Source organism: Kribbella sp. VKM Ac-2571, from assembly GCF_004362255.1.
GTDB lineage: Bacteria > Actinomycetota > Actinomycetes > Propionibacteriales > Kribbellaceae > Kribbella > Kribbella pratensis.
In genome coordinates this window covers 1-20,160 of record NZ_SNWS01000022.1, presented here as the reverse complement: position 1 = coordinate 20,160, position 20,160 = coordinate 1, and the positions used below count along the sequence as shown (strand labels likewise).

General features: G+C 68.0%; 21 protein-coding genes. 12 read left to right on the top strand and 9 right to left on the bottom strand.

Annotated features, from left to right (window positions below; all coding sequences use genetic code 11):
- The first annotated feature begins 119 nt into the window (after positions 1 to 119).
- The 8 genes from EV651_RS35840 (at position 120) to EV651_RS35805 (ending at position 8,836) form a co-directional block, all read left to right on the top strand.
- Positions 120 to 2,237, top strand: coding sequence for an alpha-galactosidase (locus EV651_RS35840; protein ID WP_133789708.1), 2,118 nt, complete (start codon positions 120 to 122; stop codon positions 2,235 to 2,237).
- Positions 2,238 to 2,271: 34 nt separating this feature from the next.
- The gene (locus tag EV651_RS35835) at positions 2,272 to 3,216 is read left to right on the top strand and encodes a carbohydrate ABC transporter permease (protein WP_238157413.1); all 945 of its coding nucleotides are present in this window, start codon (positions 2,272 to 2,274) and stop codon (positions 3,214 to 3,216) included.
- Positions 3,213 to 4,094, top strand: a complete 882-nt coding sequence (locus EV651_RS35830) for a carbohydrate ABC transporter permease (RefSeq protein ID WP_133789707.1) — start codon at positions 3,213 to 3,215, stop codon at positions 4,092 to 4,094. Before EV651_RS35835 ends, EV651_RS35830 begins: the two co-directional genes overlap by 4 nt.
- Positions 4,094 to 5,449: a sugar ABC transporter substrate-binding protein gene (locus EV651_RS35825; protein ID WP_133789706.1), complete on the top strand. Its 1,356-nt coding sequence runs from the start codon at positions 4,094 to 4,096 to the stop codon at positions 5,447 to 5,449. Before EV651_RS35830 ends, EV651_RS35825 begins: the two co-directional genes overlap by 1 nt.
- Before the next feature lie 170 nt (positions 5,450 to 5,619).
- Positions 5,620 to 6,123 carry a DUF1707 domain-containing protein gene (locus EV651_RS35820; protein WP_133789705.1) on the top strand — a complete coding sequence of 168 codons (504 nt, stop codon included), beginning with the start codon at positions 5,620 to 5,622 and terminating at the stop codon, positions 6,121 to 6,123.
- Complete coding sequence (locus tag EV651_RS35815) at positions 6,120 to 6,533, top strand: hypothetical protein (protein ID WP_133789704.1); 414 nt, start codon at positions 6,120 to 6,122, stop codon at positions 6,531 to 6,533. The genes EV651_RS35820 and EV651_RS35815 overlap by 4 nt, the downstream gene beginning before the upstream one ends.
- Complete coding sequence (locus EV651_RS35810) at positions 6,526 to 7,986, top strand: multicopper oxidase family protein (protein WP_238157412.1); 1,461 nt, start codon at positions 6,526 to 6,528, stop codon at positions 7,984 to 7,986. Before EV651_RS35815 ends, EV651_RS35810 begins: the two co-directional genes overlap by 8 nt.
- Before the next feature lie 43 nt (positions 7,987 to 8,029).
- Positions 8,030 to 8,836 (top strand): hypothetical protein, encoded by an 807-nt coding sequence (locus EV651_RS35805; protein WP_133789703.1) that lies wholly within the window; start codon positions 8,030 to 8,032, stop codon positions 8,834 to 8,836.
- On the opposite strand, the gene EV651_RS35800 is transcribed toward EV651_RS35805, so the two are convergent.
- From EV651_RS35800 to EV651_RS35775, 6 genes are all read right to left on the bottom strand, one after another.
- A complete protein-coding gene (locus EV651_RS35800; RefSeq protein ID WP_133789702.1) occupies positions 8,833 to 9,012 on the bottom strand; it encodes a hypothetical protein in 180 nt (59 codons plus the stop codon). The two genes, EV651_RS35805 and EV651_RS35800, sit on opposite strands and share 4 nt — an antisense overlap.
- A 97-nt stretch (positions 9,013 to 9,109) precedes the next feature.
- Positions 9,110 to 10,210: a sulfite oxidase gene (locus tag EV651_RS35795; RefSeq protein WP_133789701.1), complete on the bottom strand. Its 1,101-nt coding sequence runs from the start codon at positions 10,208 to 10,210 to the stop codon at positions 9,110 to 9,112.
- A gap of 42 nt (positions 10,211 to 10,252) precedes the next feature.
- Complete coding sequence (locus EV651_RS35790) at positions 10,253 to 10,861, bottom strand: response regulator transcription factor (RefSeq protein WP_133789700.1); 609 nt, start codon at positions 10,859 to 10,861, stop codon at positions 10,253 to 10,255.
- Positions 10,862 to 11,036: 175 nt separating this feature from the next.
- On the bottom strand, positions 11,037 to 12,170 hold the full coding sequence (locus EV651_RS35785) for a sensor histidine kinase (RefSeq protein WP_133789699.1): 1,134 nt from the start codon (positions 12,168 to 12,170) through the stop codon (positions 11,037 to 11,039).
- Positions 12,171 to 12,211: 41 nt separating this feature from the next.
- Positions 12,212 to 12,946, bottom strand: a complete 735-nt coding sequence (locus EV651_RS35780) for an ABC transporter permease (RefSeq protein ID WP_133789698.1) — start codon at positions 12,944 to 12,946, stop codon at positions 12,212 to 12,214.
- Positions 12,943 to 13,881: an ABC transporter ATP-binding protein gene (locus EV651_RS35775; protein WP_133789697.1), complete on the bottom strand. Its 939-nt coding sequence runs from the start codon at positions 13,879 to 13,881 to the stop codon at positions 12,943 to 12,945. The genes EV651_RS35780 and EV651_RS35775 overlap by 4 nt, the downstream gene beginning before the upstream one ends.
- Positions 13,882 to 14,090: 209 nt before the next feature.
- Here EV651_RS35775 and EV651_RS35770 point away from each other — a divergent pair, with 209 nt between their 5' ends.
- A complete protein-coding gene (locus EV651_RS35770) occupies positions 14,091 to 14,744 on the top strand; it encodes a DUF1269 domain-containing protein (RefSeq protein ID WP_238157411.1) in 654 nt (217 codons plus the stop codon).
- A 20-nt stretch (positions 14,745 to 14,764) separates the two neighbouring features.
- On the opposite strand, the gene EV651_RS35765 is transcribed toward EV651_RS35770, so the two are convergent.
- Positions 14,765 to 15,754: a hypothetical protein gene (locus EV651_RS35765; RefSeq protein WP_133789696.1), complete on the bottom strand. Its 990-nt coding sequence runs from the start codon at positions 15,752 to 15,754 to the stop codon at positions 14,765 to 14,767.
- Positions 15,755 to 15,826: 72 nt separating this feature from the next.
- Here EV651_RS35765 and EV651_RS35760 point away from each other — a divergent pair, with 72 nt between their 5' ends.
- Complete coding sequence (locus EV651_RS35760; RefSeq protein ID WP_238157410.1) at positions 15,827 to 16,738, top strand: aminoglycoside phosphotransferase family protein; 912 nt, start codon at positions 15,827 to 15,829, stop codon at positions 16,736 to 16,738.
- A 75-nt stretch (positions 16,739 to 16,813) separates the two neighbouring features.
- Here EV651_RS35760 and EV651_RS35755 read toward each other — a convergent pair whose 3' ends face one another.
- Both EV651_RS35755 and EV651_RS35750 read right to left on the bottom strand, forming a co-directional pair.
- Positions 16,814 to 17,389 carry a dihydrofolate reductase family protein gene (locus EV651_RS35755; RefSeq protein ID WP_133789694.1) on the bottom strand — a complete coding sequence of 192 codons (576 nt, stop codon included), beginning with the start codon at positions 17,387 to 17,389 and terminating at the stop codon, positions 16,814 to 16,816.
- 228 nt (positions 17,390 to 17,617) lie between these two features.
- The gene (locus EV651_RS35750) at positions 17,618 to 18,250 is read right to left on the bottom strand and encodes a TetR/AcrR family transcriptional regulator (protein ID WP_133789693.1); all 633 of its coding nucleotides are present in this window, start codon (positions 18,248 to 18,250) and stop codon (positions 17,618 to 17,620) included.
- Positions 18,251 to 18,330: 80 nt separating this feature from the next.
- Here EV651_RS35750 and EV651_RS35745 point away from each other — a divergent pair, with 80 nt between their 5' ends.
- Both EV651_RS35745 and EV651_RS35740 read left to right on the top strand, forming a co-directional pair.
- Positions 18,331 to 19,785, top strand: coding sequence for an NAD(P)/FAD-dependent oxidoreductase (locus tag EV651_RS35745; RefSeq protein ID WP_133789692.1), 1,455 nt, complete (start codon positions 18,331 to 18,333; stop codon positions 19,783 to 19,785).
- Between the two features lie 55 nt (positions 19,786 to 19,840).
- A complete protein-coding gene (locus EV651_RS35740; RefSeq protein ID WP_238157409.1) occupies positions 19,841 to 20,080 on the top strand; it encodes a hypothetical protein in 240 nt (79 codons plus the stop codon).
- Positions 20,081 to 20,160 lie beyond the last annotated feature (80 nt).

Sequence of the window (20,160 nt, the reverse complement as noted above, 5' to 3'; positions counted from 1 at the left end):
CTTGTTCCTTCGTTGTAGCGCTCTAGGGTATTTACTTAACTTCGTGAAGCATTGACAACGGGCCTGACGAGGTAAATAGTTTCGTCCTGAAATCAATCAGAAAGCAGAGTGAATCAACAGTGTCGAACATCGAGATTCTGCAGCTCCGCGCCGGTGGCGTCAGCCTGGTGCTCGATTGCTCCGGTCCTGCCCTTCCCTCCGTCCTGCACTGGGGTGCGGATCTGGGCGAGCTGACCGAGAACGCTCTGCTGGAACTGCGGCGCGGCGCGGGTGCGGTCCAGGAAGGCAGTGGCCTGGACGAGAACCTTCCGATCGCGATCCTGCCCGAGTACTCGGCCGGCTGGTTCGGCCTCCCCGGTCTGAACGGCCATCGCGACGGTCATGACTTCTCGGCGAGCTTCACCCTGAACAGCGTCGCCCAGACCGACAACACCGTGCAGGTCAGGGCCGCCGACGCCGGGCTCGAGCTCGACCTCACGATCGAGCTCACCGACTCCGGCCTGGTAAGGGCGAAGGCCGACCTGACCAACACCGGCGAGACGCCGTACACAGTCGACGGGTTGTACCTCGCGCTGCCGGTGCCGACCGAGGCGACCGAGCTGCTCGACATGACGGGCCGGCACATCGGCGAGCGGCACCCGCAGCGACACGCGTTCACGCAGGGAGCCCACATCCGCGACAACCGCCGCGGCCGGACCGGTGCCGACGCGACCCTGCTGCTGCTCGCCGGCACCCCCGGCTTCGGCTTCCGTGCCGGCGAGATCTGGGGCGTGCACACCGCCTGGAGCGGCAACCACCGAACGTATGCCGAGCGCGGCATGAGCGGGTACGGCGTGATCGGCGGCGGCGAACTGCTCCTCCCCGGCGAAGGCCGCCTCGAGCCCGCGGGCACGTACAGCACGCCGTGGATCTACGGCTCGTACGGCGTCGGCCTCGACCAGGTCTCGCACCGCTTCCACGACTTCCTGCGCGCGCGTCCCAACCACCCGCGGACCGAGCGTCCCGTCGTACTGAACACCTGGGAGGCCGTGTACTTCGACCTCGACCTGGACAAGCTGAAGGCGCTCGCCAACGCGGCCGCCGAGGTCGGCGCGGAGCGGTTCGTCCTGGACGACGGCTGGTTCCGCGGCCGCCGCGACGACCACGCAGGCCTCGGCGACTGGTACGTCGACGAGGGGATCTGGCCGAAGGGCCTGCACCCGCTGGTGGACCACGTGAAGGGCCTCGGCCTGCAGTTCGGCCTGTGGGTCGAGCCCGAGATGGTGAACCCCGACTCGGACCTGGCACGCGAGCACCCGGACTGGATCCTCGCCACCGGCGACCGGATGCCGCCGACCGCACGCCACCAGCAGGGCCTGAACCTCGGCGTCCCGGCGGCGTACGACTACATTCTCGAGCGACTGGACAGCATCCTCCGCGAGTACGACATCGCGTACCTGAAGTGGGACCACAACCGCGATTTCGTTGACGGCGGCAACCAGCACACGGGTACGGCGGGCATTCACGAGCAGACCCTGGCGGTGTACCGGCTGATCGACGAGCTCAAGCGCCGCCACCCGGGGCTCGAGATCGAGTCCTGCTCGTCCGGCGGTGCGCGGGTCGACCTCGGCATCCTGGAGCGCACCGACCGGATCTGGGGCAGTGACAGCAACGACGCGCTCGAGCGGCAGACCATCCAGCGGTACACACAGCTCCTGCTGCCGCCGGAGCTGATCGGCTGCCACGTCGGCCCGCCGCGGGCGCACACCACCGGCCGTACGCAGACGCTGTCGTTCCGCGCGATCACCGCGCTGTTCGGCCACTTCGGCATCGAGTGGGACATCGCATCGGCCACCCCCGAGGAACGCGAGGAACTCAAGGGCTGGGTCGCCCTGCACAAGGAGTTGCGACCGCTGTTGCACACCGGGACGGTTGTCCGCGCCGACCGCGGGCCGGACGACGTGCTCGTGCACGGCGTCGTAGCGCGGGACGGCTCCCGTGGCGTGTTCAGCGTCGTACAGGTCGCGCAGTCGGTGACCTCGGCCGTCGGCCGGGTGCGGCTGCCCGGACTGGACCCGCAGCGGACGTACCGCATCAGCAAGGTCGCGACACCCGGACCCGCGTCGCGGTCGACGGCCTGGTCGGCCGACGGTGGAAGTGTGCAACTGAACGGCGCCGCCCTCGCCTCGGTCGGAGTACTCATGCCCGCGCAATGGCCCGAGAGCGCGATCTTGCTGGACGTGACTGCGATCGGATAAGCCGTCCGATCGCCGGACAGAGAAGGAGATCCCCGTGACCGCCACCACCAACGCACCACCTACCAGGAAACGAAGTCACGGGGACTCCGCAGCACCACCAGGGAAACGTCGAAGCCTGGGGGACCTGAAGGTCGCGATGATCTTCCTCGCCCCGGCGACCATCGGGTTCGTGGTGTTCTACATCTGGCCGACGCTGCGCGGCGCGTACCTGAGCTTCACCGAGTACAGCCTGCTCTCGGCGCCGAAGTTCAACGGTCTGGCCAACTACGAGCGAATGGTCCAGGACAGCTTCTTCTGGAACGCGCTCGGGGTCACGGTCGAGTACGTCGTGATCAACATCGGGGTGCAGACCGTGCTCGCGGTCGGGATCGCGATGCTGATGTACCGGTTGACGAAGTCGATCACGGTCCGCGCCGTCATCCTCGCGCCGTACCTGGTCGCGAACGTCGTCGTCGCGCTGGTCTGGTACTGGATGCTCGACGTGCAGGTCGGCGTCGTGAACACGTTCCTGGGCTGGGTCGGGATCGATCCGGTGGCGTTCTTCGGCGACTCGCACTGGGCGATCCCGACGGTCGCGGGGATCAACGTCTGGCGGCACATGGGGTACACCGCGCTGCTCGTGTTCGCGGGGCTGCAGACGATCCCGGCGTACGTCTACGAGGCCGCCGAGGTGGACGGTTCGACCGAGTGGAAGACGTTCTGGCGGATCACGCTGCCGCTGCTGCGGCCGGTTCTGGTGATGGTCCTGGTGGTCACCATGATCGGGTCGTTCCAGATCTTCGACACGGTCGCGGTGACCACGCAGGGCGGTCCGATCAACGCGACCCGGGTCATCTACTACTACATCTACGAGCGGGCGTTCACCCGGTTCGACTTCGGTTACGCCTCGGCGATGGCGCTGGTGCTGTTCGCGATCCTCGCGGTCGTGTCGCTGCTGCAGTTGCGGCTGCTGCGGGCGAAGGAGAGTGATCTGGCATGAGGCGGCAGGTGAGTGTCGGGCGTACGGTCGCCTGGGTCCTGTTGTTCGTCTTGCTGATCGTCACCCTGTTCCCGTTCTACTGGATGTTGCGTACGGCGTTCTCGGACAACACGCAGCTGCCCGGTCACCCGGATTCGCTGCTGCCCGTGGAGACCACCCTCGGCGCGTTCAAGCGGGTGCTCGGACTGTCGTCGATCGAGGAGGCACAGGCGCAGGGCGGCTCCGGCGCGGCCGTGAACTTCTGGTTGTACCTGCGTAACTCATTGGTGGTGGCAACCATCACGACGGTCTGCCAGGTGTTCTTCAGCGCGATGGCGGCGTACGCGTTCGCCCGGCTGCGCTGGCCCGGCCGGGACAAGGTGTTCGCGTTGTTCCTGGCCGCGCTGATGGTGCCGCCGATCTTCACCACGCTGCCGAACTTCGTGCTGATCAAGAACCTCGGGCTGCTGAACAGCTTCGCCGGCATCATCCTGCCGGGCGCGTTCATGACGCCGTTCGCGATCTTCTTCCTCCGGCAGTTCTTCCTCGGCATCAACCGGGAGCTCGAGGAGGCGGCGATGATCGACGGCGCCGGGCACCGGCGGATCTTCTTCGGGCTGATCATCCCGATGAGCGCGGCGCCGATCACGACGCTGGCGATCCTGACCTACATCAACTCGTGGAACGACTACTTCTGGCCGTTGCTCGTCGGTCAGCAGGAGAACGTGCGGGTGCTGACGGTCGCGCTGGGCGTGTTCCGGTCGCAGACGCCGCAGGGCGGTCCGGACTGGGCCGGGCTGATGGCGGCCACGCTGATCGCGGCGCTGCCGATGATCATCCTGTTCCTCGCGTTCGCCAAGCGGATCACCAATTCCATCGGCTTCTCCGGGATCAAATGATGAATCTCTCACGAAGGACCCTGCTGAAGACAGGACTGGCCGCGCTCGCCGTACCGGCTGTTGCCGCCTGCAACAACGGCGCCGCGGCACGGGGCGACGGCGAGATCATCTACTGGCTGTGGGACTCCGCGCAGCTGCCGATGTACACCGAGTGCGCCAAGGTGTTCCACGAACAGAACCCGCAGTACTCGGTGAAGATCGAGCAGTACGGGTGGAACGACTACTGGTCGAAGCTCGTGACCGGGTTCATCTCGGACACCGCGCCGGACGTGTTCACCGGGCACTCCTCGAAGTACCCGCTGTTCGCGGACAAGGGTCAGGTGCTGCCGATCGACGATTACGTTGCCAGGGACAACGTCGATCTGAGCATCTACCAGAAGGGTCTGGCGGACCGCTGGATCGGGGCCGACGGCAAGCGGTACGGCCTGCCGAAGGACTGGGACACCGAGGTCTACTTCTACAACAGCGCGCTCACCGAGGCGGCCGGGATCAGTGCCGAGCAGCTCAACTCGATGACGTGGAACCCGCACGACGGCGGCACGTTCGAGCAGATCGTCCGGCGACTCACGGTCGACTCCAAGGGGCGTCGCGGTGACCAGCCCGGGTTCGACAAGAACAACGTCAAGGTCTACGGGCTCGGGTACGCCGACGCCGGCGGCGGTGACGGGCAGACCAGTTGGAGCTGGTACGCCGCCATCAACGGCTGGAAGTACTCCGAGGGCGAGCCGTGGGGGACGAAGTTCTTCTACGGCGACCCGAAGTTCACCGAGACGATCGGATGGTGGCGTGGGCTCATCACCAAGGGGTACATGCCGACGTACGCGCAGGCGAAGTCCGGGGTGGACGTGACGACCTCCTTCGGTGCGGGGAAGTACGCGATCACCCCGAACGGCTCCTGGATGCTCGGGACGTACGGGACGCTGAAGCAGGTGAAGACGAAGCTCGCGCGGTTGCCGATCGGACCGATCGGGAAGCGGATGTCGATGATGAACGGACTCGCGGACACCATCTGGGCCGGAACCACCCGGCGGGACGCGTCCTGGGCCTGGGTGAAGTTCCTCGGGTCGCAGACAGCCCAGGACATCGTCGCCAAGGCGGGCGTGGTGTTCCCGGCGGTGGCGGCGAGTATGCCGGCCGCGAAGGCGGCGTTCGCGAAGAGCGGTTGGGACGTGACACCGTTCCTCGAGCCGGTCGAGGCCGGTGACGTCTTCCCGTACCCGGCCAACCCGAACGCCGCGGACGTGACCGCGGTGATGACACCGGCGATGGACGCGGTGATGTCCTTCGAGGCCGATCCCGCTTCGCTGAGCAAGGCCAACAACGATGTGAACAAGATCCTCTCGGCCAACGCTTAGGGGTTCACCCTGGGCTGGTCTACGCCCGGGGGAGTACGTCGTACTGCGTCCAGCGGTGCTTTGTGCTCCTCCGGGGGTAGGGGAGGTGTCGCCGCTGAGGCGACGCGGTGAAAGGGGTTCGAAAGACAGTCTTGGTGCCGTTGGAAGAACTACGAGCACCGAGGAGTGTCATGAACGACGAGAGGCCGGGCGGATCGATCCGTATCGGCGACAGTGAGCGTGAGGACGCCGTCAGGCGTCTGGGCGAGCATTACGAAGCCGGCCGGCTGAGCGCGGACGAACACTCCGAGCGCGTCGAGCAGGCGCTGAAGGCGCGGACCGGCGCCGACCTGGAGGGTCTGTTCGCGGACCTGCCGGGAGCACACCAGGCCACGGCCGGTGACGACAACGAGGGCTGGGCCGGTCCGTGGGGCTGGCGGCGACCGCCGTGGACCGCACCGGAGAACGCAGCGGGAGCAGCGGGACCGGGTGCCGGCCGTCAGCGGCCTCAGTGGGCGGCTCGCGGGCCGCTGGGGCGCATTCCGTTCCCGTTGCTGATCCTGCTGGGCGTCGCCGCGGTGATGCTGTCGATCGGCTGCACCGTGTTCGGTGGGCATCCGCCCGTTCTGCCGCTCCTGCTGATCGTGGCCGCGGTTCTGTTCGTGCGGAAGCGCCGGATGGAGGGGCGGGCATGAGGAACGTCTACCGGGTCGTGGGGATGCTGATCGCGATCGCGGTCGTGCTCCAGGTCGCCTCGATCGCGCTGGCCGGGTTCACGATCGCGAAGGACGCCGACGACGGCACCTCGATCGGCGCCGACTACAGCAACTTCGGGCAGAGCTACCACAGCATCGCCGGTTCGGTGATCGCGCTGCTCGCGCTGGTGTTCCTGATTGTGTCGTTCCTGACCGACGTACCGCGGGGCCGCGTGCTGGCCGGGATCGTGGTCGGTCTGGTGGTCGTGCAGTTCCTGCTCGCCGTGGTGTCCTTCGGGCTTCCGGCGCTGGGCGTGCTGCACGGGATCAACGGGCTCGCGATCGCCGGTGTGGCGAGTGCGGGTGCGCGACGGGCCGCCGTACCGAATCAGCCTGTGACCAGTGGCTGACGTCAAGAACCGTCGGTGGGGCCGGCTGGTCGCTCTCGGGGTGACCCTGGCGGTACTCGTACCGCTCGGGTACCTCTGGGCGACCAGCCTGGTCCCGGGGGAGTACAACCCGGCGGAGATGGGGTACGCCGACCACGGCGGCGGACCGTCGATGCATCATGAGGGCCACACGATGAGCGGCCTGAGCGTGGTGGACCTGGCGGGACCCAAGACGGGTACGCCGAATGTCGACGTGACACTCGTGGCGCGGAAGCAGAAGTTCCAGCTCGCGTCGGGGGAGACGATCGACGGGTACACGGTGAACGGGACGTCGCCCGGGCCGTTGATCCGCGCGCGGGTTGGCGATCTGGTGCAGGTCACGTTCGTGAACGAGTCCGTGAAGGACGGCGCCACGTTGCACTGGCACGGGATCGACGTACCGAATGCCGAGGACGGGGTCGCCGGGGTGACGCAGGACGCCGTACCGGTGGGTGGGAAGCACGTGTACCGGTTCAAGGCGCCGGACGCGGGGACGTACTGGTACCACTCGCATCAGGTGTCGAGCGACGAGGTCAAGGGCGGTCTGTTCGGCCCGATCGTGATCGCGCCGGCTGCTTCTGGTGAGGTCGTCGCGGCGATCCACACGTACGACGGGAAACGCACGATCAACGGGCGTACCGGGACCGGGCGCGTGGACGTGACCGCTGGTACGACGGCGCGCGTGCGGGTGATCAACACCGACAACGCGATCCTGCGGGTCGGGCTGGTCGGGACGCCGTACAAAGTGGTCGCGGTCGACGGTCGCGACGTCCACGGACCGTCGGCCGTGACGGCCGCGTATCCGCTGCCTGCTGGTGGACGTGTGGACCTCGAGGCGGTGGTCCCGGCGGGCGGGATGCGGCTGGTGGCAGGTACGCCGGCGTTGTCGCTCGGGATCGGGCCCGCGGGCGCCGAGCCACCGGGCGGTGACCTACCGGGTGACAGTGTCGATCTGCTGAAGTACGGGACGCCGGCGCCGATCGGGTTCGACCCGGCGAAGGCGGACCGGAACTTCGAGTACCGGATCGGGCGACGGCCCGGGTTCCTGGACGGTATGCCGGGATTGTGGTGGACGATCAACGGCCACAAGTTCCCCGACGTACCGATGTACATGGTCGCCGAGGGAGACGTGGTCCGGATGAAGATCTCCAACACCAGTGGGCAGGCCCACCCCATGCACCTGCACGGCCACCACGCCGTCGTCCTGTCCCGCAACGGCATCGCGGCGACCGGTTCGCCGTGGTGGGTCGACACCCTCGAGGTCGGCAACAAGGAGACCTACGAGATCGCGTTCGTCGCCGACAACCCCGGCCTCTGGATGGACCACTGCCACAACCTCCCGCACGCCTCCGAAGGCCTGATGACCCACCTCATGTACGAGGGCGTGACGACGCCGTACCGGGTCGGCGGCGACTCGCACAACGAACCGGAATGAAACCGCGGGGCGCCGAGCTGCGTCCATCGCACATGATGTTCCGGTGAGCGACCCCGATGACGACCTCCACGGCCGGCAACTGCTCCTGTTGCTGCTGTTCTTCGCTACGGTCGGCGGCGGGTTGTACTTCCTCGGCTGGCTGACCCGCCCGAGTTTCTTCTACGACAACCCGATCGTCTGCGCCGCGATCGCGGGCGGGGCCTGCTACCCCGCCCGCTTCCTCGTCGAACAGTTCGCCTGGTGGAACCGCCTCGAGCAGCCGAGCAAACGCACCCAGCGCCGCCGCGAACGTGCCCGCGAGCGCGACCTGGCCGAGGCACGCGAGGCGGCCCGGGCCCGGCTGGTCGAGGTCGAGGGCGAGAGCCCGGCGGAGGGCGGCAGGCATCGGCGCGCGGGCCGCGGCCGGCCCGACTGGCTCGGCTGGTTCAGCTGGCTCGGCCGGCTCGGCGGTGGTGTCCGGCCGATCGTGGGCGGCGTACTGGTGCTGGGCTGTTTCGCGATCGCGCCGCTCGGGATCGCGGATGCCCGCCACGACCAGCAGGTGGCGCGCTCGGCTCCGGTGCGGTCGGCCGTGGTGCTGTCGGTCCACGTCGACAAGTGGTCGAAGAACCACGACGTCACGATCACGGTGACCCATCCCGGCGACGGCTCGAAGGTGGAGATCGACGGCGCCGACCAGCTCGATCCGCTCCCTTCAGTAGGCGATCGGATCGACGTGCAGATCGACCCGGACGATCCGTCGAACGTACTCGCCGCCGGCGCCGACTGGACGGTCCACTGGTACGTCTACGCCCTCTTCGTTCTCGGCGCGCTCGCCGGCGCCGCGGTGGTCGCCCTGTTCTTCTTCTAGGAGGCCTGCTGGAGCTCCGCGAGGTGGGTGCAGGCGGCTTCGAAAGCGGCCGGCTGGGTGGGGTACGAGCCCCACCAGACCGGGTTGTCCGGTTGCGGATCGAGCTCGTCGTCGACGTCGGCGTACCACTCGCCGGCTGTTCGGAAGACCCGCGCGTGCAGCTGGTTGGCGTTCACCGCATCACTCCTGGAAGTGAGAACCGTGTACGTCTCCAGAATGTGACTGCGGTACGCCGGAACACGCGAACGACACGCGGGTTTCAGGTGACCGAGATCAGGTGACGAGCACTGTGATGCGCTGGGCGGTGTTGTTGCCGAAGCCGCCGCGGTTCCACGGTGCCTCGATCGGTTGTTCGCGGCCGCTGGCGTCGTAGGCGCGCACCGTGAGGACGTGCTCGCCGGGTGTTGCCTCCCAGTCGTAGGCGAAACCGCGCCAGGCCAGCTCGTCTTCGTTGCCAGGGGCACCCAACGTGGCCTCGTGCCAGTTCACGCCGGCGTCGGTGCTGACCTCTACCCGCTCGATCGGCGCCCAGCCGGACCAGGCCCGGCCGAACAACGGAACGGGGCCGGCGGCAACGAAGCGGTGGCGACTCATGAAGTCCGGGAAACCGGGCGGGATCAGTAGCGCCCGCGGCTCGATCCGGGTGACCGCGACACCTTGGTCGTCGGCGTCCGTGCGGATCCGGTACGCGACCGCGTTCTGGAACCCGTCGAAGGTGTGGTCGATGACCTCGATCGACCGCAGCCACTTCACGCTCGCCATCCCGTACCAACCAGGTACGACGAGACGCAACGGATACCCGTGCTGCGGCGGCAGCGGCGCACCGTTCATCTCCCAGGCGACGAGCGCGCCGGAGTCGATCGCCTCCTCCACCGAGAGCCCACGCTGGTAGTCCTGCTCGACACCGCGCTCCACACCGTGGTCGGCGCCGGTGAACACCACATCCACGGCGTCGGAGCGCAGCCCGGCGAGCCGGAGCAGATCGGACAACAGCACGCCCGTCCACTCCGCCGTACCGACCGCCTCCGACAACCAGGGCTGACTGATCGGCCGCGGCTGCAGCGTCGCCCGGCCGTTGCCGGCGCACTCCAACGTGACGCGGACCGTACGGCGTCCCATCGCGCGCAACTCGGTCAGCCCGAACGCCAACGGTTGCTCGACGCACCCGTCCACGCTCAGCAGCCAGTCGCCTGCGTTCGTTGCCGGGATGTCGTAATGCACCAGCACGTAGTGCAGTCCCGGCGGCGTCACGTCGTACCGCAACCCCTCCAGCGGCATCCCGTGGTTCCGCGCCGCGAGCTGCAGCTCGTCAGGCGTGATCCCCTCGCCCGTGTCCGCCAACCGCCCCCGCACACTGAAATCCTCGATCGACATCACAGATCCCTCCCCTGGGGTAACCCTAGAGGCAGAGACCGGCTACAACCAGCCGTTGTCGAGGGCTATGCGGGCGGCTTCGGCGCGGGTGCGGGCGCCGGTTTTGCCGATGGCGGCGGAGAGGTGGTTGCGGACGGTGCCTTCGGACAGGTGCAGTTCCTTGGCGATGTCGGCGACGGTGCCTCCTTCCCGGGCGGCCCGCAGTACGTCGGACTCGCGGCCCGTCAACGGGCTGGTGCCGGCTACCAGGGTCTCGGCGGCGAGCGACGGGTCGACCACACGGAGCCCCTGATGCACCCGCCGTACGGCGTCCGCCAGCTGTGTCGCGGGCGTGTCCTTGACGACGAACCCGGCCGCGCCGGCCTCCATCGCGCGCCGCAGGTAGCCGGGCCGGCCGAACGTGGTCACCATCAGCACCCGCACCCCTGGTACGGCGGTCCGCAGCGCGGCGGCCGCCTCGATACCGTCCAGGCCGGGCATCTCCACATCGAGGAGCGCGACGTCCGGCCGGGCGTTCTTCGCGGCCTCGATCACCTCGTCACCGCGGCCGACCTCGGACACCACCTCCAGGTCGGGCTCGAGATCGAGCAGGGCGGCGAGGGCGCCGCGCACCAGCGCCTGGTCGTCGGCGATCAGCAGTCGGATGGTCACAACCCCATCCTAAGAGGGCGTCTGAGGACCCTGCGCCTACTGCGCGGCACTCGGCGGGCACCTCGCTGCACTGGAGCGAAGGGAACGATGCTCCGCATCGAACCCTCCGCTCCAGCACACCGAGGCACTCCGCCGAGCACCTGCTCGCGACGGCGCAGGGTCCTCAGACGCCCTCTCACAGGCCGACCTTCACGGCCAGCCGGAACCCGCCGCCGGGCGCCTCGCCGACCTGCACAGTCGCGTCGGCCAGGTCCGCCCGTTCCCGGAGCCCGATCAGCCCGTGGCCCGACGTACCTCCGCCCGGCGTCGGCCCTTTGCCGTCGTCGAGGACTTCGATCTGCGCCGCCGTGATCCGGATCGTGCAGCGCTTCGCGCCGGAGTGCCGTACGACGTTCGTGACGCCTTCCCGCACCACCCAGGCGAACAGTTCGCGGTTCTCCTCCGGTACCTCGTCGACCGTGGTCGGCAGGTCCGCCTTGATCTCCGCGGCCTGCAGCGCGGACCGCGCCGAGACGAGCTCACCGGCCAGGCTCAGCTCGCGGTACCCGGCGACAGCGGCCCGTACGTCGGCCAGCGCGGCCCGCGCCAGGCTCTCGACATCCGCGACCTCGGCGGCCGCCCGCTCCGGGTTCGCCGCGATCAGCTTGCCGGCCAGCTCCGCCTTCACCGTGATGACGGTGAGCGAGTGGCCGAGGATGTCGTGCAGGTCGCGGGCGAACCGGTTCCGCTCCTCCTGCACCGCCAGCTCGGCCATGTCCTTGCGGGCCGCGTTCAGCTCGATACTGCGCTGGATCGCCCGCCGGATGCCGAACACGGCCAGCGCGCCGAGGAAGATCGCGAACCCGAAGCTGCCGTCGTCGGTCCAGCCCGGCACCACCCGCATCGCCAGTTCGACGCCGCCGAGCAGCACCGCGACGACGCCGATCGCGATCCTGAGGTCGAGCGCCATCATCGCGACCGCCGAGATGTACACCAGGCAGGTGAGCGCCTGCTGACCCGCCGACGGCAGCAGCAGCAGGCACAGGGCGAGCATCCCGCCCAGGTACACCAGGCGCTGCCAGGTCGGCAGACCGCCGGAGCCGATGCCGACCCAGCGGATCCACCCGAAGAACCCGATGTACGAGAGCGCGAACAGAGCGAGCGTGACCAGCCCGAGAACCCGGGTCGTCCCCTCCCGGTGGATGATCTCCTCGAACGGCTGGGACAGGTAGAACAGCCAGACCCCGGCCGCCAGCCAGCCCCACCGCCCAGGCCTTTCGCGACCGTCGCGATCGGCGAGCGCATCCATCAGGGTCGGCGAAGTCTTCACGGTGGTCACGCTATCGCCCGGTTGCTTCAGTCACCCACGTGTCAGGCGCGGGCGGTGTCGGCGCGGAACCGGCGGAGTCCGACGAACCCGAGTACAACGGTCCAGCCGATCACCACCAGCAGCGCGTGCGTGTCCAAGCCGCTCGCCGTCAGCGCACTCCGCGAGCTCTGACCGGTCCAGTACGCCGGCGTGAGCTGGGCGATGTGCTTCATGATCGACGGCATCTGGTCGACCGGCAGCCACAGGCCGCCGAAGGCCGCGATCAGCATCGTGCTCAGGCCGGTGATCGGCTGCACGCTGTCCGGCTTCGCGATGTACCCGATGACCAGGCCGATCGCCGCGAACGGCAGCGCGCCGAGCCACGACACCAGCGCGACCGTCAGCCACTGGGTGGCGTTCAGGTGCACGTGCCCGAACACCATGCCGGTGACGAACACGACCAGCAGCGGCGGGACCGCCAGGAGCAGGCTCAGGATGACCTTGTTCACGACGTACGCCTGCGGCTTCAGCGGGGTCAGCCGCAGCGTCCGGTTCCAGCCGCCGTCGCGTTCGGCCGCGATCACACCGCCGCTGCTCATCGCCGCGGACATCGAACCGAACATCGCCATACTGACCATCACGTACGCGATCGCGGAGATTCCGGCCTCGTTGGCGTCCTTCGGGATCGTCAGGCCGAAGATCAGGAACAGCACCAGCGGCATCAGGATCGAGAAGATCAGCACCCGCCGGTTCCGCAGGGTGCGGCGGATGTCGAAGATCAGGTAGTCGCGGTTCATGCCAGGGTCTCCTGTGCCTTGTTCTGGTCGGCCTTGTTCTGGTTGGCCTTGTTCTGGTCGGTGATCGCGAGGACGGCGTCCTCGAGGTCGGCCGAGCTGACTTCGATGTCGTGGGCTTGTGTGTTGTCCAGCAGGTGCCGCAGCGTGTTGTCGGAGTCGGCGCACTGCAGCAGGACCACGTCGCCGCGGGTCTCGACGTTGCGTACGCCGGGCAGCGACGCGAGCGCGGCCAGATCGGCGCCGGGGATCGTGGCGCGGATGGTCCGGCCGGAGACGCTCGCCTTGATCTGCGCGGCGGTGCCGTCGGCAACGATCTTGCCGTTGCGCATCAGCACCACGCGGTCGGCGTACGAGTCCGCCTCCTCGAGATAGTGGGTCGCGAACAGCACCGTGCGACCGCGGGCGGTCTCGGCGTGCATCGACGCCCAGAAGTCGCGGCGGGACTCGACGTCCATACCGGTCGTCGGCTCGTCCAGCACGATCAGGTCGGGCTGCGGGATGATCGCCATCGCGAACCGCACCCGCTGCTTCTGGCCGCCGGACAGGCCCTTCATGGTCCGCTTGGTCAGGTCGGCGATCCCGGCCCGCTCGAGTGCCTCCTCGACCGGCATCGGGTCGTTGTGCAGGCCGGCCACCAGGTTCAGGAGTTCGCCGACCTTGGCGTCCTCGATGATCCCGCCGCTCTGCAGCATCACGCCGACCTGCCCCTTGGCGATCGCGTCCGTGGGCGTACCGCCGTACACCTGCACCGTGCCCTGGTCCGGCTTCACCAGGCCGAGCAGCATCTCGATCGTGGTCGACTTACCGGCGCCGTTCGGCCCCAGCAACGCCACCACCTCACCGGCCCGGATGGTCAGATCCACCCCGGCGACGGCCTGCACATCCGCATACCTCTTGGTCACACCCCGCAGGCTGACCGCAGTCGTTGTCGTCATACCTAGAGCTTGCTGGAGCGGGCCGTCGCACCCCTGGATCGCTCGTCACGACCCACCCATGACATCCGTCAGCCGGGTACGGGTGAGACCTGGCACCGGGCGGCTTGCGGTGGTGGACTCGTGACCTGGGGGAGAACGTCGGCAACTGATGGGTGAGAGGGAGCGTCCAGTGAAGTGTTGATGCAGGGATTGCGATCGGGGTGGGTGAAGTGGGTACTGGAGCGCGCGGTGCGGCCGGAATCGTGCACGGCAGGGTGGGTGTGCGGCGGACGCGGGGCGCACTGGCGGCGGGGGCTCGGGTGCGGGTCGGCGTACCTCAGCAGGCACGCGCTAGGCGGGAGTCGGCGGATGGGCGCGAGGAGAGCGGTGCGATGGCGACGTTGACGGTGTGGAAGTTCGAGACCTGGGACGGGGCCAACCAGGCGATCGGCACGTTGGAGAGTCTGGCGAAGCAGAAGCTGATCCGGATCCATGACGCGGCCTCGGTGTCGTGGCAGCCGGAGAAGCGGCGGCCGCGGACCCGCCAGGTGCGCAACATGACAGGTCCGGGAGCGGTCGGTGGGATGTTCTGGGGGATGCTGTTCGGAACGATCTTCCTGATGCCCTGGGCGGGCGCTGCGATCGGCGCGGCGGCCGGAGCGGTGGCGGGCTCCCTGATCGACGTCGGGATCGACGACGACTTCATCAAGGAGGTACGCACCCAGGTCACGCCGGGGACGTCGGCGCTGTTCCTGCTGTCCAGCGACGAGGTGGCGGACAAGGTCCGCGAAACCTTCCGGAGGACGGGCCTGCGGGCCAAGCTCATCCACACCGACCTGACCGACGACCAGGAAGCCGCCATCCACGAGCTGTTCGGGAACTGATCACTCCTGCGGCCGAGACTTCACCGTTTCGCGAAGTCCAGAGCCTGCAGCCAATCCTCTTCGAGGAGATCGTGCGTGCCGGGGCGGACGTGGTACCCGATGCCGTTCGGGCCGAAGGCCGGCCGGGCGGCGACGACAGCCAGGTACTCGCCGACCGGGTCGGCCCACGCGTCGTCCTCGGCGCTGGCGACGTAGACGCGGCGCGGGGCGATGCTCGCGAGCAGCTGGTGCTGGTCCACGGGCAGGTTGCTCTCGTTACCGGCGTACGTCGAGAACGACGGGACGAACCAGTGCGGGAACTTCGTGGTGATGGCGGCGATGTCCTCGCCACCCGGATGCCGGAACAACGAGGCGCCGCAGCACCCGGATCCGTTGGTGACGGTGACCGCGAACCGCTGGTCCTGCGCACCCGCCCACAGCGCGGCCTTGCCCAGCCGTGAGTGCCCGAGCACGACCGGCTCGGTCGGATCCACGCCTTCGATTCCGTCCGCGATGTCGAGGAGGCGGGACAGGCCCCATGCCCAGGCGGCGACCGCTCCCCATGGCTCGGTTGTGTCGGTTGTCTCGGTCGTTTTGGTCGGGAACAGTGCGCGTACGCCGGGTGTGGGCGGTGCCGGGTTGTCGGGCTCGATCTGTTGGTAGTCGACTGCTAGTACGGCGTATCCGGCCTGCATCACCTTCGCGGAAGGCACCTCGTCGCTCTTGAAGTTGAGGGCGACGACGACCGGTACGGGGTGTTCGGCGCTCGCTCCGGCCGGGAGGTGCGTGATGGTGTCGAGTTCGAGGTTGCCCAGCGGGCAGGCGATCACCGCGTGGTGACGCAGGCGGTCGGCTGCCCCGTCGAGGACGCCGTTCTCCCGCGAACGCAGTACCAGCTCGGTCAGCCGCCCACCTTCCGGCGTACGGCCGTAGATCGTACGGGCGAACTCGTCGACGACATCGGGTCCGATGGCCGGCAGCTGCGGAACCTCGGCATGCTGCCATGCCTCGGGGAGCGGGGGATTCGTCATGGAATCATTCTCACGCACGCGCGCTGCTCGAAATCGGTTGACCGTACGTCGTCCCGGTGTGAGGGTCGCGCCGTGACGGGTGTTCCGAAGCTGCATGACGACGAGGTGGAAATCGACGCCGCGGTGGTGGAGCGACTGCTGGCAGAGCAGTTCCCGCGCTGGGCGCGGCTGCCGGTGCGCGTGGTCGAGCGGTCGGGGACCGACAACGTGACCTTCCGCGCGGGCGACGATCTGTCGGTTCGCCTGCCGCGGACATCGCGGAACCAGGGGCAGGTCGAGATGGACCTGACCTGGATGCCGCGCCTGGCGCCGTACGTCTCGCTGCCGATTCCGGAACCACTCGAACTCGGTCAGCCCTCCGAGGTCTATCCCTTCACCTGGGGCGTCTACCATTGGTTGCCTGGGGCACCATTCGTACCGGAGTCCGTGGACAGAACGCAGGCCGCGCACGATCTGGCCGGCTTCGTGCGGACCCTACGAGAAGTCGACACGACCGGCGCACCGGTCCCGGACGACGATCCGTTCAGCCGCGGCACGCCGCTGGCACCGCGGGACGAAATGTTCCGCGAAGCGTTGGACGAGCTACGTGAGCACTTCGACACCGCGCGCGTGTTGGCGGCATGGGAGGAGTCGCTGGCGGCCGACACCTGGGACGGTACGCCGAGGTGGATCCACGGCGATCTGATGTCGGGCAATCTGCTGGTTGCTGATGGCAAGCTTTCGGCGGTGATCGACTTCGCCACGGCGCGCGCCGCCGACCCGGCCGGCGACGTACTGCCCGCGTGGTGGATCTTCGAAGGCGAGTCCAGGAGGGCCTACCGCGACGCGCTCGAGGTCGACCACACCACGTGGCTCCGCGCCCGCGGCTGGGCACTCTCCCTCGTGATCATCGCAATCCCCTACTACATGACCCGTTTCCCCGACACCCTCCCCAACGGCCAAGCCTCAGTCGCCGACATCCTCACCGACTTCCCCGCACACTAGCCACCTTCTACGCAAGGGTTTGTGGAGATCTGTGGCGATGTTCGCGGACTTGCCGTCTGCTGCCGTTGGCGGGACTCAGGTGTGGAGGGTGGGGCGGTAGGTGAGTTCTTGGGTGTTGGTGTCGAGGGTGTGGGATTCGATCAGTTCCAGGTCCAGGTCGGGTGTGTTGTCGAAGATGCGGCCGAGTCCGCTCTGGCCGGTGATCACCGGGAACAACGTGACCTGGATGCGGTCGACGAGGCCGGCGGCCAGTAGAGCGCGGTTCAGGGTCAGGCTGCCGTGGGAGCGGAGTGGTACGTCCGACTCCTTCTTGAGGCGGGCGATGGCTTCGACGGGGTCGCCGGTCAGGACCGTGGCGTCCGGCCAGTCGAGTGGTGCTTCGAGGGTGTTCGACACCACCGTTGTCGGCAGGTTCCGCATCCGGGTGACCCACGGGTCGCGTACCTCGGACCCTGCGGAGCTCGAGGCCAGCATCGCCGCCATCCCCCGAAAGGTGTTGGCCCCGAGGACCAGACGCTGCTCCTCGCCGAACTGGTTGAAGCGGTGCTCGAGAAACTCCGGACCTTGCTTCCCGAAGTAGCCACCGAACGTCCTGCTGTTCGAGTAGCCGTCGAGGCTCGAGAAGATGTCGAAGGTGTAGCTGGCGGTCATTTTGTTCTCCCCTGGTTTGGTGGGCGCCTCCTCGGCGCCCTCACCACAACTACGACCACGTCCGCCCCGATCCGACACACCTCCCAGATCAATTTGTGTCGGCTGGTCCGAGGAGCGTACTTCGGCAACGGTCCGCGCCAGGGCCTCCGGCCAGGCCTCGTTTGCAGGGCGTGGATCTGGTGGGGGACGGCTTGGGGTACGGCGGTCTCGGGTGGGACTCGAGGTGCATCAGGTGGTTTTGAGGGTGTGGAGGCCCTGCCAGAGGAGGTCCTGGAGGGTGCGGGCCACCTTTTCGGGGGTGGGGGGCGTGGCGGCGCGGGTGCGCCAGATGGCGAGGCGTTCGGTGGCGCCGGAGATGCTCTGGGCAACGATCTGGACCTCGTCGTCGTCGACCGCACGGCCGGCGGGGAGGTTCATCCGGACCATCGTGGCGATCAGTTCGATGAAGGCCGCGCGTACCTCGTCGGTGGCTTCCGCGGCGGGGCCGGCGCTCAGCATGCCCTCGTCGACCAGGACGGACCATGCCTGCGGGTGCTCGTCGAGGAAACGGAACCAGGCCAGGAACCCGGCGTACAGCGCGTCCTCGGCGTCCGGGGCCGCCATCACAGCGTCGGCGACGGTGTCCAGCAGTTGGCCGCGGAGCCGTGCGAGACAGGCGAGGAACAGGCCGTCCTTCGAGCCGTAGTACTGGTAGATCAGCGGCTTCGACACCCCGACCTGTGCGGCGACGTCGTCCATCGACGTGCCTTGGTACCCGCGCTCGCCGAAGATCCGTTCGGCCGCCTCGAGGATCTCCCGTTCCCGCGCGGCCCGGTCGCGGCGGCGCTTCGGCGGGCCTGGGGGAACCGTGGTCGAGGTCACTTGCGCAGTCTAACTGACTCCGAGTAACTTACTGCGAGTAAGTTCCGCATGAGTAACTACCGAACGGGCTGGAGAACCTCATGGGCGAGCGGCATCGGATCGTGGTGATCGGCACCGGGTTCGCGGGCATCGGGATGGCGGTCCGGCTGAAGCAGGCCGGGTACGACGACTTCGTCGTACTGGAGCGCGCCGAGGATGTCGGAGGTACCTGGCGGGACAACACGTACCCGGGGTGCCGGTGTGACGTGCCGTCGCACCTGTACTCGTTCTCGTTCGCCCCGAACCCCGACTGGTCGTCGACGTTCTCGCCGCAGCCCGAGATCGAGGACTACCTGCGCAACGTCACCGAGGCGTACGGCGTGCGCCCGCACATCCGCTTCGGCAACACGGTCGAATCCGCGCGCTGGGTGGACGGCATCTGGCAGATCACCACGAACCAGCAGACGTTCACCGCGGACATCCTGCTGTCCGGGATGGGTCCGCTGGCGGAACCGTCGTACCCGAAGCTGCCCGGGATCGAGGACTTCGAGGGGGAGGTCTTCCACTCGGCGCGCTGGAATCACGACCTGAACCTCAGCGGTCGCAAGGTCGCCGTGATCGGGACCGGCGCGTCGGCGATCCAGTTCGTGCCGGCGATCCAGCCCGAGGTCGAGGAACTGCACCTGTTCCAGCGGACGCCGCCGTGGGTGATGCCGCGGCCCGACCGCAAGATCACCGCGGCGGAGAAGGCGATCTACCGCCGGTTCCCGCTGGTGCAGAAGGCCGTCCGGGCCGGGATCTACTGGGGTCGCGAGTCGATGGTGCTCGGGTTCACCAAACTGCCCGCGATCATGAATCAGGCGCAGAAGATCGCCGAGAAGCACCTCGCGCACCAGGTCCGCGACCCGCTGCTGCGCGCCAAGCTGACGCCGGACTTCACCCTCGGCTGCAAGCGCGTACTGATCTCCGACGACTACTACCCCGCGCTCGCGCGGCCGAACGTCGAGGTGGTCACCGACGGGATCGCCGAGGTGACGCCGACCGGCATCGTCACCACCGAGGGCGTGAAGCACGAGGTCGACACGATCATCTACGGCACCGGTTTCAAGGTCACGGACCTGCCGGTGATGGACATGGTGCACGGCCGCGACGGTGTCTCGCTGCGCGAGGCGTGGGCCGACGGGATGGAGGCTCATCTCGGTACGGCGATCGCCGGCTTCCCGAACTTCTTCATGCTGATCGGCCCGAACACCGGCCTCGGGCACAGCTCGATGGTGTTCATGATCGAGTCCCAGATCGCGTACATTCTCGACGCGCTCAAGACCATGGACGCCCAGGGGCTGCGAGAGGTCGAGGTACGGCGGGACGTGCAGCGCGCGTTCGTCGACGGGGTCCGCTCATCGATGCGGAACACGATCTGGACCCGTGGCGGCTGCACCAGTTGGTACCTGGACTCGCAGGGACGCAACACGACCCTCTGGCCGTCGTTCACGTTCCGGTTCCGGCAGCTCACCCGGCGATTCGATCCCGCCGAATATCAGACTCTCGCTATGTGACATCACTCGTGTTACATTCGATCGGTCGGATAGTCCGGTCGATCGGAGTACACACGTGCTGCCACTGCATGGGATCGGCGGTCGAGGAGACCTGCCGGTGCCGTTGTGGCTAGCGATCTACTCCGCCGGCGCTGCCGTCGCGGTGTCGTTCTTCGCGCTCGCCGCGTTCTGGTCGCGCCCGCGATTCGAGGGCTCCGTGGGCCGGCCGGTCGAGGTCCTGACCCGGATCGTCGATCACCCGGCGACGCGCGTCGTACTGAAGCTGGCCGGGCTGGCAGCGCTAGTGTCGCGTTAGCGAAGTAACTTTACTCCGGGTTGGTTCTTCGGAATCATTGGTTCGTGGCGTTGACTGTGGTGGTGGATGTGTCGCCGGGC